We start from the raw sequence: 16,321 nt of genomic DNA on the forward strand, positions 1-16,321 counted from the left end.
AAGGAATTCTTCCCGAACGCCGCAAGGCGGAAAAAGCCTGAATTTAGGGGTCAGGGGTCAGGGGCATAAGCGCCAGGAGAAGGAAATGTGAGCCTGTTTGAGACAAGGAGCTGGGGAGACAAGGCGACACGGAGACAGAGTGGAGAGCATGATTCCGCCGCTCCCAACCGGAGTTCGTTCAAGCCGACACACTCCATGAAATTGTCTCCCTGTCTCCTTGTCGCCTTGTCACCTTGTCTCCTTGTCTCCTTGTCTCCCTGTCATCTTCCTTGTCCCCAGTTTCCCCAGCCTGTAGCTGATTGCTGTTCAAGGTGCTGAATGAACTGGATGATGGCGTTGTCGGCTTTGATAGGGGTGCGAAAGTGAAAGCGGATGCTTTCAAAAATCAGGGTATCGCCTTTGGCAAAGTAATTCGAAACAATTTGGGTAAGTACCAGCAGCCCAAAATTGATCAGCACCCCAAACATACCCGGTCGCTCGCGGGTAATCAGCAGGGTTTGGCCTTCGGTTTTGCCATCTGGCGTCGGGCGAAGCGCAAACATAATGTGAAAATGCAGAAAATCCGGCCCCAGCGTGACCGTCCCAGTACTGCCGAACCAGTAACACAATTCATAAGTGAGCGCCTTCTGGTAAAAGCGGGCCAGAAAACGGGTCATCCAGGTGCTTTGGGGAATCTGGGTAGTGTTGCGAAACTCGATGCAGTTTTCATTGACCACGGTCGGTTGCAAATCCAGATCCACCAGTAGGTTATGGACGGAGTTGAAATGTTGGGCGTCAATGGCATTGATCATCACGACATTGGGATGACAGTTTTTGACAAACCGATTCCCCAGCCGGGCAGCGCAGGGTTGGTGCTTGAGTTCTGGAACGAAAGGCACCGGCTGGCTGGCTGATTCACCGACCCAAATCCAGATTAACCCGTATTTTTCCGCCACCGGCCAGGTTTTCAAGACTGGCACAAAATCGCATCTTTCTTGACAGGGAATCTCAATGCAGTTTCCTCGGGCATCAAATTTCCAGTAGTGAAACAGGCACCGCAAAGTCTCACCTTCAACTCTTCCTTCCTTGAGGTGGGCGCCCATATGCGGACAGTGAGCATCCATCGCGATCACCTGCCCGCTTTCTGCGCGATACACCACCAACTCCCGCCCCAAAAACACCAGTCCCGTGGTTGCCTTGGGCTTGAGTTCCGCTGAGCGGAGCGCCCAGTACCAGCCTTCGACCAGGCATTCCGGGTTGTTAAAAATAGCGGGTGACTTCAGATTGGTCATAATGTATTTGGAGTGCGGCGGCTTGACGCCGCTTTTATAGGATCAGCACCGACCTCTTAGCTAGTAAAGCAAAAAGAAAGCGGCGTCAAGCTGCCGCACTCCCAAAATTTTCGATGGATTTCCTGGAATTTTTGTGATATCTCTCCGCCGTGCGCTAACACTTGAAGTCATCCTCAATTCAAGTCAAATCCACACTTCAATTAACCTCACTTTCCGGCAGTTTTTCAGGCCGGGCATCACCTTTCATTCACAGCATTTCGTCGTTTTTTTCATGGACCGGTTGGGGTTCGCCGCATTGACTCACCGGTTTATTTGACAACCAGCCCGTGGCAGCACTCAGGCCCACCCAGCGTGAGGTGTGTCTGCTCCACAGGTTTCATTGCCAGGAGGATTTCTTCGTATGGATCAACCCGTCATCAGCAAAACCGTCGGACAGGTGACTGAATTGACGTGCATCGCCAAGATCATTCCCGGAAAAGCCGATGAACTTCGGGCCGCCTTGAATGCCGTTGACCCGAACAACTTAAAAAAAATGCCTACCATCCATTTCGCCCGCTGGGTCATTTTTGACAATGACACCCGGCTGCTCTTCTGCAGCAACTTTGATGGCGGATGGGAAGACTACCTTCAGGATTTCTCGGTCAATGACCCTGAAGGATTGGATTTTGTATTCCAGTTCTGTGAAGGCTGGCCTGGCGCCCAACCCTTTGAACCATTCCGCGACTATGTTCGCGCCCATCAGGTTGAAACCACATTTTTCTACCCGGCCTACCCAATGGCCTCGGTCAAGCAAATCCTGAAAGCCCTGGATTGGAAAAACAAAACCGATAACTACATGCGCGAACTGCAAAAACCACCGTCACCTGATGTGGGCCAGGTTCCAGCTCCGGCACCCACCACACCGGCCAGTGATACTGAAGTAAGTGGCGAGTAGCGAACACAAGCGAGTGGTGAGTAGTGAGTAGCGAGTCGTCAATCCAGGAGCGAGTCGTCAATCCAGATTTAAATTGTTCAAGGTTGAACAATAACTTATCCTCTTTTCTTTTAGAGGTTTACAGAAAACAGGTTGCATGCCTTGCTGGCTCAACTTCGATTCGTTTTATCCATCTTATTGCCATTGGATTCACTACTCACGACTTACTCTTCTTGACTACTCACTACTCGCTACTCGCCACTCACTCTTGTTCGCTACTCGCTACTCGCTCTTGTCCACCACTTCACGATTCCGCTTAAACCCAACCCAACCCACCCAGGAGCAAGCGTTATGGCACAGGGAACCAGCCCGTCGCTGGAATTAACCGACATTCAAGGCAATGTTATCCGCAGTTATTCGATGCCGCTGGCACGCTATTTCTTTTTGGCCGTCACCGATGCGGCCAAAGCCAAAACCTTACTCAAACAGGTCATTCCACTGGTGACATCTGCCGAAGAGTGGGATGAAAAGCCTGAATACACCTTTAATTTAGCCTTCAATTACAATGGCCTGGCAGCTCTGGGAGTCCCGCAAGATGCCCTGGCGCTGTTTGTTCCCGAGTTCCAAAAAGGCATGAAAAGTCAGGCTGGAACTCTGGGTGATACGGGTGTCAGCAGTCCCTCAAACTGGGAGCCGGCACTGGCGGGATCAAATTTACACATTATGGTGGCGCTCTATTCAAAAACGAGCGACGCCCGCGAATCCCAAAGCACCCAGCTTCGAAATGCCATCACGGAGTCAGGTGGGCTTTCACTCATTTATGAACAGGATTGCGCTGTTTTGACGGAGGGCCGTGAACACTTCGGATTTGAAGACGGCATGAGCCAGCCATCAGTCGCAGGCGATGGATTGAAAAACATGCCCGGCCAGGGAACGCCCCAGTCTGACGGGACCTGGAAGCCGCTTCAACCCGGTGAATTTGTCCTTGGCTACTTGGATGAAGCCGGTGAACAGATTACGGCCAAAGGGCCAACTGATTTGCGCATCAACGGCAGTTATCTGGTGGTTCGCAAGCTCAAGCAAAACGTCGCGCAATTCCGAACCTTTATTCAACAAACCGCCGATCAATACTTTGGGGATACGTCGTCTGCGATGCAGGAGCAAATTGCCGCCAAAATGATTGGCCGCTGGCGAAGTGGCGCTCCGCTATCGCTGGCTCCCACCAAAGATGATCCAACGCTGGCGGCGGATGAGTCACGAAACAATGATTTTCGGTTTGGAAAAGACCCGGTTGGGTACGGATGCCCACGCGGGTCACATATCCGTCGGTGCAATCCCCGTGATGCCCTCGACGCTACCTCAACCGTCGTTCGTCGCCACCGCATGATGCGTCGGGGGATTGCCTATGGCCCCATGCTTCCCCCAGGGGCCAAAGACGACGGCCTGGACCGTGGACTGTTCTTTGTCGCTGCCGTGGCTGACATCCAGCGACAATTTCAGTTTGTCCAGCAACAGTGGGTCAACCGGGGTGATTTTGCCGATCTCGATATGGCGGAAAAAGATGCCATCATTGGCAATAATACTAATGACGGACAATTTTCGATTCCATCGGAAGATATGCCGCACATGGTGTTTGACCTGCCCCGGTTTGTCGTCACTCGTGGCGGCGACTATTTTTTCCTGCCCGGTATCAAGGCCCTGGGCCAGATAGCTGGAAGCTAGCGACCGAGTGAAGGAGTGAAGCGCCATTGGGTTGTGGAGAGAGAAATTGTTCAAGGTTGAACAGTTGTTTATATTGTTTCTTTGCAATGTTTTACAGAGATCAGTTTGCTATTTTTGCGATCTTGCCACTTTGCTACTTCGCTCACTATCTGATTGAAACTTATACCGGTTTGCAATGAAGTTCTCATCTTAGAAAACAGTCAGGTGATTCAACGAAATAAACTGAGTGAACTACTGACTACTGACTACAAACTGGTATTAACCATTTCGGAGGAATGCATGGGATTTCTGGAAGCTTATGACGCAATTGCCGCCAAAGGCGGAGACCCGTCCACTGTGGCCGCAGCCCAGATGGCGCTCTTTAATCAACAGCTTGATGCCAATCCAAAAGGACTCTTTGACGACCTGCGAAACAACCGGCCCAACTTTGTCGTGGTGCCGGGAATGGTCTGTGTCACCCAGTTTGACGATGTTGAGGAAGTCATTACTCGCGACGAATTTTTCTCCGTCCAGCTCTATCAACCCAAAATGGATCGCCTGTCGGGTCCATTTGTGCTGGCAATGGATAACACCCCGACCTATTCACAATTTATTTCAATTTTGCGGCTTGCCTTTCGCCGTGAAGATGGTCCGCGGCTGGTCAGTCTCTCGGGCGAGATTGCTGACACGTTAATTGCCAATGCCCAGGCCGAAGGCACCATTGATTTGTGGAAGTTTGGGCAACTGGCACCGCTTCGGGTCGTCGAACAATACTATGGTGTTCCCGGACCGGATGAAGCGACCTTGCTTCGGTGGGCGGATGATATTTTCCAGGATGTGTTTCACAATTCGTCCAATGATCAGGCCATTACCGATAAAGCCACGGTGGCCGGTCAGGAAATGTGTACCTACCTGGATCAATTGATTGCCGAGCGAAGAGCCTCATTTGCCAGCGGAGGCCCCGCGCCAACTGATGTGATTGGTCGGCTGGTGCATATGCAGGGTGACCCATCAACCAATCTGGCGGATGATCAAATCCGCAGCCAGATCATCGGCACGATTACCGGCACGGTTGATACCACGGCCCGGGCCATTCTGGGTGCCTTCCAAACCTTTTTTGAACAGCCGGAACAAATGGCTGGTGCCAGAGCAGCAGCCGAGAGTGGAAATGATGCCTTGCTGTCGGCCTACATTTGGGAAGCCATGCGTTTTCATCCACAAAACACGATCATTCCCCGGTTGTGTTCAGGCGAATACACTGTGGCCAAAGGCACGAACCGCGAGTTGACGATTCCGGCTGGCGCCGTGGTTTTCGCGGCCAACTTCTCGGCTATGTTTGATAGCGGGAAGGTAGACGCGCCGGATGAATTTCGGACCAACCGGCCTTCCTCCAACTACATTCATTTTGGATATGCCCAGCATCGGTGTCTGGGTGAATACATTTCCCAGGTTCAATTGCGCGAAACGATCAAACGACTTCTGAAACTCAAGAACCTGCAAAAGGCAGCCGGTTCTGACGCCCAGCCCGTGGCACTGGGGAATCTCCCGACCGAAATGACGATCACGTTTGACCCAGGAGACGCACAATGACCGATCAAACTCTTGAATATGATTTGCCGCAACAGATGATGACACTCTCGGCACTGGCCTACACCTATGAAAACAGTCCATTGACCGATATCCGAACGCATCTGGTTGAACAACTGGCAACCCCCAGCTATGCGACACAGGGAAACTGGTCGCTGTTTTGGGGGCCAGGTGTCACCGATCAAACCATGATGTATTGTGTCCGTGACACAACAAATCCCAACCGGTTTGTGCTTTCGATTCGGGGCACAGATTTAATGGACATCAAAAACTGGGTGCAGGATTTGTGGGTGAGTTTGGTGCCGTTTCACAAGGGCGGCGAACCCTTTGATGGAAATCCACAAATTTCACATGGGACGCTGCTTGGACTCAATCACCTGATTTCCATGATGACCCAAACCAAACCGGATGATTTTGTGACGGCTGAATCCGGACCAAACCTGTTGCAATGTTTTGCCAACCGGGCTGACACGACCGACACCGAAATTATTGTCACCGGGCACAGTATGGGCGCCAGTCTCGGCGTAGTACTGGCCGTCTGGCTCACTGATGTCCTGGGCATCAACGGGCGAAAGGTGACGATTTCGACCTGTACGTTTGCGTCTCCGACGCCGGGGGAGACCGAGTTTGCCCGCTACACGGCAACTCGACTGGGAAGCTGCAATCAACGGTACTTTAACCAGCTCGATATTATTCCAAAGGCGTTCAATGACATCCTTGGAATGAAGACGACACCAACTAAACTTGAATTCGGCGATGATTTGTGGGTAATTCCGATCCTGGATGCCGTCTATGAGTTGGTCAAACACAGCAACTACACTCATCCCGGCGATCATTTTCCGATTCAACAGGAACTCCGCACCAAAGGCGGCTGGTTTACCCAGGCCGGGTTTGAACATGACATCAACACCTATCTCTCAATTTTAGGCGCCCCGAAAGTCGAAAACCTGATGCCCCCGAAAAAACACAAATGAAATAGCTGTTCAAAGCGAAAAAACTCAGGGGAGGGCAGCTTGTCTGCTCTCCCCTGAGCATTTTGTACGGGTTCAATATTTTTCCTTCTGTAAATTTTTCCGTGATGGGTTTCTTTGGAACAAGCTGGAAATTCAGGTTCAACCTGCGAAGCCTAGATTTTGTGCAAACAGAACAGGGTCACCAGCGTGAAATAAAAGAAGGAACTGATGTAAAGGAAGGAGACCCAGAGTATGGATACCAATGGTGTGGAACTGCGATACGAGGCAAATGGAAATTGGGAAGCGGAAACCCAACATGGAATGTTGGCGGAAGCGTATGAATTCGCAAAAAAATGCGGACTGTTCAAAGTCATGGAAGGACTCGGGTACGAGATGAAAACGGTGGTCTACAGCCCAGTGGATAAACTCAAAACGCTTTGGGCATCAGTGATGGTGGGATGCGAGCATACAGTCGAAATCAACGAACAGTTTGGAGAGCACGAGGCAAGGTTGGCGGAAGTGTTTGGGCTCAAGAGGTTTCCAGATCAATCGCAGGTGAACCGGGTGTTGACGGCAACAACGCTGGACCAGGTCGAGCGATGGCGGGAAGGACATCTCAAATTATTGGTGGCGAACAGTCGGGCGAAAGATGAGGGGCTGTGGTGGAAAGCGGCAACTGGGGAACGATTCCTGATGGTGGATATTGATCAACGAGGAATCGTAGTGAGTGGAAAAGAGTATGAAGTGGCCGAGCCGGGATTCTTCGGGAGCAAACGGGGACACCGGGGGTATCAATTGACATTGATGTGGTTTGGGGGAGGGATTGGAGAAGTGGTGGACGAATACCTGGATGGCGGGAAAACCCCGATGCGGGATCGGTTGCCGGACGTGTTGCAAACGCTGAGCGAGGTCTGCCAGAAGCTGGGAATTGCACCCGGGCAGGTGATCATTCGGGCGGATGCCCAGCTTGGAACCCCCTGGTCAATCAGCCAGATTCGACGGTTCGGGTTTCATTATATCCTGAAAGGACTGACACCCAAGCGAGCTCAGGTTCTGGCCGAAACCGCCACTGGCGTCTACTGGAGGGTCAAACCGAATGCCGAAGGCAGTCCACGCTGGCTGTGTGATTTGGGGGACATCACCCATCGTGACTGTTCACAGACCGACCACCAGGGGACGTTGGTCACCTCTCGCACCTTGAGTCTGGTCTACCGCACCCACCTTCCCCATCCCCCCGAACCTGGTTCAATCTCGCGAAGCCACACCCGTCCCCACGCCCCCACTCTGCATTATGCCTATTTGCTCACCGACCTCACCCCCGCTCAACTCCCGATTCAGCAGGTGCTCTTCGTCTATGATGATCGCGCCACGATTGAACGCTATTTTGCCGATGAACAATATGCGCTCGGGGCCAAACATATTCGGACGCATCATTTTGCCGGGGCCGCCCTGTTTCAATTTCTGGTTGCCACCACCAATAATGTGCTCCGCTGGTTCAAACATCTCTTGTTTGCCGGTTCAACGTTCGCACGGCTCGGCCTGCTGCGTCTCATTCGCCAGGTCATCAACTTACCGGCTCGTCTTTTTCATCACGGCCACCAGTGGCTGGTTCAATTTCCGGCGTCTCATGCCCTGGCTCGAAAACTCATCGCCGCTTGTCCTCACTTTTCCCAACCACTCTCTTTTGCGACGAGTGAGAGCTGTTTGCACAAAATCTAGGCTTCGCAGGTTGAAACCCTCAATTTCCAATTCATCGAATCCATCACGGAAAAATTTACAGAAGGATATTTTTCAAGTTTGAAACCAATCAAGCTGGTAAATTAGGAATGAAAATTAAATAACTTCATCATTTTTTCACCACAGAGGACACAGAGGAACACAGAGAAACATCAATCAACCGAACCCTCCGTGTTCTTCTGTGTCCTCTGTGGTGAGTTTTTGATTTCCGATAGAGTTTGTTTCAGTTGACCAGGTTATTTTGTGTCCATTCCTTAGCATTCATTTCTTCTTTTGAAGCTCGTTCAGTTGTTTGGCGGTTAGTCTGACTCGCTCTAAATAATTATCTTGGGAAATTTCTTCTATTTTAGACCAGATTGTAATTTCACTTGAGTTGGTTAATTCAAGTCGAAATGAACTGACCGATTGAGATAATCCACTTCCACTTAACAAAGTATCTCGTTGTAAAATATAAGCTCCCTTAATGGGTTTTGACACAATTTTCCAATGATAATTTTGGGCAAGCTCATTTTGAAGTGCTGCGCAGTACTCCTTTTCAAATTCAAACGTGCTGCAATCAATATAAATCATCGGAGGGGGCGGAGAGATAAGCTTCTTTCTGTTTTTGGCGGGAGTGGTTCCTTGTTGCACCGGAGTTGATTGCTTTGGAACTTCAGGGAGGACAGGATTCTGATTTGGGAGAGAGGGGACTGGCAGCGTGGGAGAGGAATGACGAACAACTGGGTCGAGCGGGGGTGCTTGAGGTTTTCGAATAATAGTCCACAGCCAGCTACCGAGCCCAACCAGAATAACCAGCGAAACGAGCAATTGAGCCCAGTGGTTGAATATCCAGACAAGTGTGCCAGATGGTTGAAGTGGGGGTTGGGGGCTGTAAAATCGAGTTTGAACCGTATATTGACATTCCCCCTGTTCATTCCGAGTTACCCGAATTCGAAAACTGAGTTCCTGTCCGCCTTCCAGGACAAGAATATACGATTTGTATCTCAGCAGGCGATATTGAAATGAATGAATGACTTCCCCTAACCGTAAAGCCAGCAGTGCAAGGGGAAACCATCCCTCTGAATCTCTTGCTTTGACCAGCAAAAACCGGGTTGACTCAGGAATGGTGACGGTGCAGGTGGACTGCGTCGAAAAGGTTTGAAGTTTACGAAGGTCGGCAAATAGCGTCAGTTCTTTGCCCACAAATGTCTTTCGGCGAGCACTATCCCGGTCCAATGCTTGTTCGACGGTTTCAGGAGCCGGAGATGGATGTGTAAACCACCGGGTCCAATGTTTACTTTTTGCCATGGGTCCAATTCCAATCTCGGAATGTTCGCCATTTCCGTTTGATAAAGTGGGTAAATTGAAAAAGGTCGGTAATGCCAGCCGGTTTTCTGGGAGTACCGCTTTAGCTCCTTCAGCAACCACCCAAGAAAAACAGGTCGGGCAAATAAATCCATGCACAAAAAAGATTCCGTCAAACTGATTCCATTTTTTCTTTTGAAATCTATCACAAGTTGTTTGCCAGGGCGTGAGCACCTTGAGCATAGCGGTGGCCAGGCTAATAATTTCTGGATCGGAAATCCAGGTTGTTTGTCCAAGGAAGATGCCCGGTTGCTCTTTTATGGGATTAGATTGGATAAAATCTCCAAATCGGGTTTCAACCCGGAACTTGAGGGTCTTTTCCAAATCGCCAAGGTCTTTATTAAAATTTTTCATTTTCGGAAGCGTCCCATCTTTGGTGAGCTTGGCATATCCAATTCGCCGCCACATCGCCATCAATTCCGTTTTGGAATATTGGAATATAAACTGTGAAGTGCCATAACTTGGCCAAAGCAGGTCGTGATCACCAGTCAAGGTCACCAGGTGTTTGAGATATCGCACAATCATCCGGTATTTCGTCAAGTGGGTAACTGATTCTTCCAAAATCATATCCTGCATATTGAAACTCAAGATGGCTTCATCAACCTCAAAAAGCCCGGCATATCGTTTGGCACGCTCGCCCAAATAGAGCGGAGCCTCCATAAAAGCAGTATCCTGGCTTCGTTCCTGATAGACCTCTGTGAACTCCAATAAGGTAAGCAACAACATTTGAAACGCCTGAGCGTCTTCACATCGAATTTTTGATTTGCCCCGTTCGATGGTGCTGTTGCCAATGATTGCAAACTGGCGCATGGCCTCGGTAACAATTCCGTCGGCCAGTTCATTGCGTGGGTGGATTGGAAACACCAGTTCCTTGCCACGGTCCAGCCAGGGGGCCAGAACCTGTTTCCCACTTTGATTTCGAAAAAGGGGAGTGCCGGTTTTTCTGCTCAGAAAGAAGTGGTCGAGCAAATCAGCGAGAGGTCTTGAAAAGGGTTCCATCTTCCATCTCCTCAAGTCAATCCACAAAATTCAATAAAAAAACCAAGCTTACTACGGAAAAAGCGGGAAAAACCCCGGCCTGAAAGATCTGTTTTTCCCGTCATCACCAACTATATGATGCTTTTGTTCGATAACAAATTCTTGATATGGAAAGTAGAAGCCTGCTTTTGAAGCAGTGAGTTACAGAATGGAGACGGCATCGTACACCAAACAATATGCTGATGCCAGAATAGGAGCTATTTGTTAACAGATGATCATCACTGCCACCATCTGATCATTGCTTTACCAGGCAATTGAAATGCAATCAGGAATATGGCTGGTTGGACTCAAATGGAGAAGGAGTACGGATATGCAAGCAGGTGAACAAGTTGGCCCATATATATTAGTCCGGTTGCTGGGACGTGGCACTTTTGGAGTGGTTTGGCTGGGTGAGCGTCGGACGGAATTGAGTACCACTTACTTTGCACTGAAGTTTCCTCACGGTGAAATCGAACTGCCTGTCATCCGTCAAGAAGTCGCTTTGTGGGTGCGTGCCAGTGGACACCCAAATGTACTTCCTATTATTGAAGCCAATATTTACCCGACGACAACGGGCCCTCGCGTGGTCATCGTTAGTGAATATGCTGATGGAGGATCGCTCCAGCAGTGGCTTACCGACAACAACGGTCGCTTTGGCTCGGCAGAATCGGCGATTCAAGTGACCATTGAAATTCTATCCGGTCTGGAATATTTGCACAGCCAGGGCATCATTCATCGGGATCTGAAACCCGATAATATTCTCCTCCAGGGAGGTAAGCCCCGGTTAGGTGATTTCGGTATCTCTCGGGTGTTGACGTCTTCGCATTTAAGCACCGGGTGGAAGGGGACGCCAGCCTATATGTCACCGGAAGCCTTCACTGGAAAATATGACCAACGCAGTGATTTATGGTCAGTCGGAATCATGCTGTATCAGTTTTTGGTGGGCCAGAATCCATTTGGCAATACCGAATGGTTTATGATTATCGATCAAATTCAGTCTCAGCCAATTCAGCTTTCCCTCGAAGCCATTCCCGAGGAATTACATCCCATCCTGTCCCGTGTGCTGCAGCGAGATCGGTCATATCGTTTTGCCACCGCTTTTGAAATGAAAGAGGCCTTACAACTGGTGCTGCAAACCCTGAAAACTGAGCAATCCAGGCCACCCAAATCAGGTTTCCAGTCAGGTGGGACTTCATCCCTGGGTTCATCAGGTGCTTCATATCCCTCAAAGCAGGTATTTGTCCGCGCGGTACAAACAAATGACCAAACTCAGGATTTCCGTTCAGTATCGGCTGCGTCCATGTCTAAAACCCTTTCGTCCCCGTCGGTTGAGCCGATTCATTCAGCCTTGACCATTGGCGATTTCATGGCGCCGACGTTGGGCTCTCAATCTGACAAGCTTTCGAGCCATGCCATTCCAAAAATTGAGAATCACAATTCCGCCAATGGTTTAGCCGCGACACTGGCTTCAGGTCCGCTGATCCCACCGTTGCCGTTCCCAGTAGCCAATCTGACATTTTCTTCCAGGCCGAAAAAATCAATTCCGTGGTTGACAATCACAATTGGAATACTCGTGGGCATGGTGATTCTCGGCGGTGGAATCTGGGGTTGGACTCTCAGGGATCGTCCCTCGATTCAACCACCCAGCCCACCACCTACGGCGAGCCCTGGGGGAAGTCAACCTGTCCCATCTTCGCCTTCAGCCAGTCAACCGGCTGAAAAATCAACCGGAATGAACAATCCCTTCCCTAAGACAGATTCAAGGGGAATTCCGGCAAAGTCGAGGAGTGCTGACGTGCCTAAACAAAATCCGGTGAATACACCTCAAGGCTTGCGTCCCCCTCAACCTGCTAAAAAGGGCCGCCCGACGATTAGCGAAACCAATGAAATGGAAAACCGGGAAAATGAATAGTATTTAGCTAAATGACTTTTCTGGGGTAGGCAGTTAAAACACTTTCTTTCAATAGGTTGACATTACTTTTAGCGTTAACTTGATATACCCAACGACTGCGTTTTTTCAAACAAAAGGAGATTGACATGAGGTTTGTAAACTTGATTCTGACAAAAATCGAGGAAAGACGATTCCTCCAGAAAATGGTTCTTACCACTCTGGCCCTGGTTATGCTGGGACTGGTCGGAGTCCTGCCCATCCAGGCAAAAACCAGGCTTGGTAAATATTATGGCGGCATCGAAATCGGCTCTAAGGGTGTGAAAGCAATTGTATTGGAAATCTACTCCAGCCCTGAAGAGTATGACATTGACGTCAAGATGGACGATACCATCAACACCAGTGTTATTTCTGGTACCCCAGAAGCCATTTCCGAAACGGCTGATGCAGTCAAAACTTTTTATGTCAGGATGGTGGAACAATACAAAGTTCCAGAAGAAAACATCTTTATTGCCGGCAGCAGCGGTGTCAAGGAAAGTTTCTCCGGTGATAAGCTCTCTAAACTGGATGACTTATCGTCCAAAGTCGAGCAACGGACTGGGAAACGAGTTGAATACCTCGCCGTTGAATCTGAGGTCAAACATGGCATCAATGGCCTGATTCCAGGCCAATTTGCCGACCGTTCATTTTTGATTGATGTTGGAAGTGGAAATTTGAAATGTGGCTATCAGGAATCAAAGTCTCCACACGGCTTGAATATCGAGCGCTTCGTTGTCATTACCGGGTTTCCCGGGACCAAAACCTTTACTGACAAAGTCAAAGAGGAAAAAGGCAACTTTCTTCAAAAAGCTGAGGAATTACAGACTACTTTGATTGAAAATTCGCTCCGCGAGCAGCTTGAACGAAAACCTGGATTTCAAAACCGGTCACGAGTCTATTTGACAGGTGGTATTGCCTGGGCACTGTCCACATTGCTTTACCCGGAAAACGATAAGGGTTATGTCACCCTGAAACCTCAGGATTTTCAACAGTTTCACGAACGCGTGACTGCTAATTTAGATACACCGGATCGCATTTTTGAAGTTGATCTTTCCAAAATCAAAAACCCTCAAAAACGTGAAAAAGCCCAAAAACAAATTGAAAAAGTAGCCAATACATTTACCGCTGAACAATTGGTGGGCGGCGCAACACTTCTCAAAGGACTCTCTCGGGAGTTCAAATTTGGAAACAAAAAAATCTATTTTGCTCGCTATGGGTATCTGGCCTGGATCTTTAGCTATATCAACACCAAGGCACTGAATTAAGTCAACCTGGGTATTATCTGGATCAATCATTTCTGGAATCACAAATGAACTGATAGCTCTTCAGAAAAAGGTACAGAGTTCAAGCTTTAGCTTGCATTCATCTTACAGAAGGAACAACTCAAGTCGAATCAAAAACTTGAATCCCACGACCCACCAGTTTTCGCAAGCTAAAGCTTGAACTCTGTACGGAAATCATTTTCTGATCCGCTCATTTCACGAGCCCACACACGGGTGGATACCCAAATTGAAAAGTGCCGCAATCGGCTTATGGTTGATTCTGAACGTGCTGAACTCTGAACAAATACCAGTTGATAAGTGATGTTTGTAAGTTGGTTCTTACGAATGCGTCCCTTTTTCTACATAACCTTTGGTGTGCCTCCAAAGTTTTCCAGAGAGCCATTCTTTCTGGTTCTTCCCTCTATCTTTTTCTCTGTCACGAGAGGACTGACCTATGATGACCAAATTCTCTGTTCTTCGACTTTTCACCATCGGGCACCTGACAACCCGGATTCCAATGAAACTGGCTCTGACGGTTCTATTTCTGTGTATCTGTGCACTCGGAAGCTCTCAAAACCTCTTTGCTCAAACACCTGACAACAGCTTCAATCCTGGTGCCAACTCACTTGTGTGGGCACTGGCAGTTCAATCTGACGCCAAAATTCTGGTTGGAGGGAGTTTTACGACACTTGGAGGACAAACCCGAAACTACATGGGCCGGTTGCTTTCCACCGGCCAGCTTGATTCAGCCTTTAATCCAAACCTCGATGGCGTGGTTTATGACATCGCCCTTCAGTCAAACAGCAAAATCCTGATTGGCGGAGGGTTTCAGCAAATCAATGGATTTGCTCAAATTGGAGTTGCCCGCCTTAATGTCAATGGCACCCGGGATACAACCTTTGTCACCAATACCAACGGCTATGTGTCAGCGATTGCAGTTCAAACAGATGGCAAGATCCTGATTGGCGGGAATTTCTCCCAGGTAAATGGAGCGGCTCACTACGGAATTGCACGCCTCAATACCAACGGGTCGCTTGACACAACGTTTAATCCTCAAACGAACAATGAGGTCAATGCACTGCTCATTCAACCAGATGGGAAAATTGTGCTGGGTGGCGGCTTTTCAACCATCAATGGCTTGACTCACAATAAGTTAGCCCGGTTGAATGTAAACGGCACACTTGACACCAGTTTCACCGTTGAAGCAGAACCGCACGTGGATTGTCTGGCACTTCAGGCGGATGGAAAACTGATTGTCGGAAATGTTGGATTGCTGGGTGGAGAACAACGCTACTATCTCGGTCGCTTAAATACTGATTTAACAGTTGATACCACCTTTGTTCCCACGTTTGAGAACGATCCACAAGAAATTGTCGTGCAACCTGACGGCAAGATTTTGGTGGCAGGTAGTTTTTCAAGTGTCAATGGCCAGCCAATCGCCACAATTGCCAGGCTTAACGATGATGGAACACTTGATGCCACTTTCAATCCCGGCCCCAACCATAGCAATGGGTCAGCATACGCACTGGCATTACAGTCTGATGGCAAAGCTGTGATCGGCGGGGCATTTACCAGATTTAATGGACGGACCAATTATTATATTGCCCGGATAAATTCAGATGGCTCGCAGGATTTTGTCTTTAATCCAGGTTTGAATGCCACAGGTTCTATTGCTGGGCTGGCAATTCAACCAGGTGGAAAAATTCTGGCATCGGGTAGTTTTTACCAGATGAATGATCGGGACCGGGTAGGTGGTGCCCGTCTGAATTCAGATGCGACACTCGACGAATCATTCTTGGACCCAGGGTGTAATGGCCTCATTTATTGCTATGGCGTCCAGGATGACGGAAAAATTCTGGTTGGCGGCTATTTCGGATATATTGCCAATACCAATTGCAACTATTTTGGCCGACTCAACCCAGACGGCACCTTTGACACAACTTTTCTTGGACAGATTGGTGGCTCCGTTTATGCCATTGCAATTCAACCAGATGGGAAAATACTAATTGGAGGTGATTTTAGCCAGGTTGGGACAGAGCCACGGCTCCGAATTGCACGCCTCAATCCTGATGGAAGCCTTGACACGACATTTGATGTGTCTGCCTCAGCCAACCAGTATATAACCACAATCAGTATCCAAACTGATGGCAAAATTATTGTTGGCGGGGCTTTCACACAAATGAATGGGCAACCGCGCTCTGGAATTGGTCGGTTAAATGCAAATGGAACGTTGGATACCACTTTTAACCCAGGAGTGACCGGGGGAGTGCTGGCAACCGCCATTCAACCAAATGGGCGCATTCTGGTTGGTGGTTCGTTTTCAATGCTGGCTGGATTTGCTCGAAATAATATTGGCCGCTTGAATACCAATGGCACCCTGGATACCACCTTCACCGCAGACGCGATTGGTGATGTCAACAGTATCGCGATCCAAACCAATGGTCGCATCCTCGTTGGCGGTAATTTTTCTCAATAGATAATCCGATAAAGTAAAAATGGGGTAAGCTCCCGCTGCCTACCTGTCGGTAGGCACACGTCTGCCCTTGCGGATCGTCATCCGACGATCCGCCCAAATTGAATCAGCCCGACGACCGCTGAGGCCACCATCG

General features: G+C 49.2%; 10 protein-coding genes. 8 read left to right on the forward strand and 2 right to left on the reverse strand.

The features are described from left to right. Positions 1–260: 260 nt before the first annotated feature. The gene (locus HY774_28530; protein MBI4752456.1) at positions 261–1,271 is read right to left on the reverse strand and encodes an aromatic ring-hydroxylating dioxygenase subunit alpha; all 1,011 of its coding nucleotides are present in this window, start codon (positions 1,269–1,271) and stop codon (positions 261–263) included. 400 nt (positions 1,272–1,671) lie between these two features. On the opposite strand from HY774_28530, the gene HY774_28535 reads away from it, so the two are divergent. The 5 genes from HY774_28535 to HY774_28555 all read left to right on the forward strand — a co-directional run bounded on the left by HY774_28535 (position 1,672) and on the right by HY774_28555 (position 8,144). Continuing rightward, entirely contained in the window at positions 1,672–2,205 is a 534-nt protein-coding gene (locus tag HY774_28535) for a hypothetical protein (GenBank protein ID MBI4752457.1), read from the forward strand. A 330-nt stretch (positions 2,206–2,535) separates the two neighbouring features. Next, positions 2,536–3,906 (forward strand): Dyp-type peroxidase, encoded by a 1,371-nt coding sequence (locus HY774_28540; GenBank protein ID MBI4752458.1) that lies wholly within the window; start codon positions 2,536–2,538, stop codon positions 3,904–3,906. A 279-nt stretch (positions 3,907–4,185) separates the two neighbouring features. Next, positions 4,186–5,475, forward strand: a complete 1,290-nt coding sequence (locus HY774_28545; protein MBI4752459.1) for a cytochrome P450 — start codon at positions 4,186–4,188, stop codon at positions 5,473–5,475. Beyond that, the gene (locus HY774_28550; protein MBI4752460.1) at positions 5,472–6,446 is read left to right on the forward strand and encodes a hypothetical protein; all 975 of its coding nucleotides are present in this window, start codon (positions 5,472–5,474) and stop codon (positions 6,444–6,446) included. Before HY774_28545 ends, HY774_28550 begins: the two co-directional genes overlap by 4 nt. Positions 6,447–6,677: 231 nt before the next feature. Beyond that, positions 6,678–8,144 (forward strand): transposase, encoded by a 1,467-nt coding sequence (locus HY774_28555; protein MBI4752461.1) that lies wholly within the window; start codon positions 6,678–6,680, stop codon positions 8,142–8,144. 279 nt (positions 8,145–8,423) lie between these two features. Here HY774_28555 and HY774_28560 read toward each other — a convergent pair whose 3' ends face one another. Further along, positions 8,424–10,505 carry a hypothetical protein gene (locus HY774_28560; protein MBI4752462.1) on the reverse strand — a complete coding sequence of 694 codons (2,082 nt, stop codon included), beginning with the start codon at positions 10,503–10,505 and terminating at the stop codon, positions 8,424–8,426. 349 nt (positions 10,506–10,854) lie between these two features. Between HY774_28560 and HY774_28565 the strand changes: the two genes are divergently transcribed. The 3 genes from HY774_28565 (at position 10,855) to HY774_28575 (ending at position 16,188) form a co-directional block, all read left to right on the forward strand. Continuing rightward, positions 10,855–12,435 carry a serine/threonine protein kinase gene (locus tag HY774_28565; protein ID MBI4752463.1) on the forward strand — a complete coding sequence of 527 codons (1,581 nt, stop codon included), beginning with the start codon at positions 10,855–10,857 and terminating at the stop codon, positions 12,433–12,435. Positions 12,436–12,560: 125 nt separating this feature from the next. Then, entirely contained in the window at positions 12,561–13,715 is a 1,155-nt protein-coding gene (locus tag HY774_28570; GenBank protein MBI4752464.1) for a hypothetical protein, read from the forward strand. Between the two features lie 451 nt (positions 13,716–14,166). After that, positions 14,167–16,188 carry a delta-60 repeat domain-containing protein gene (locus HY774_28575; GenBank protein MBI4752465.1) on the forward strand — a complete coding sequence of 674 codons (2,022 nt, stop codon included), beginning with the start codon at positions 14,167–14,169 and terminating at the stop codon, positions 16,186–16,188. Positions 16,189–16,321: the final 133 nt, after the last annotated feature.

It is taken from the genome of Acidobacteriota bacterium (genome assembly GCA_016208495.1).
In the GTDB taxonomy this organism is placed as follows: Bacteria; Acidobacteriota; Blastocatellia; order Chloracidobacteriales; family Chloracidobacteriaceae; genus JACQXX01.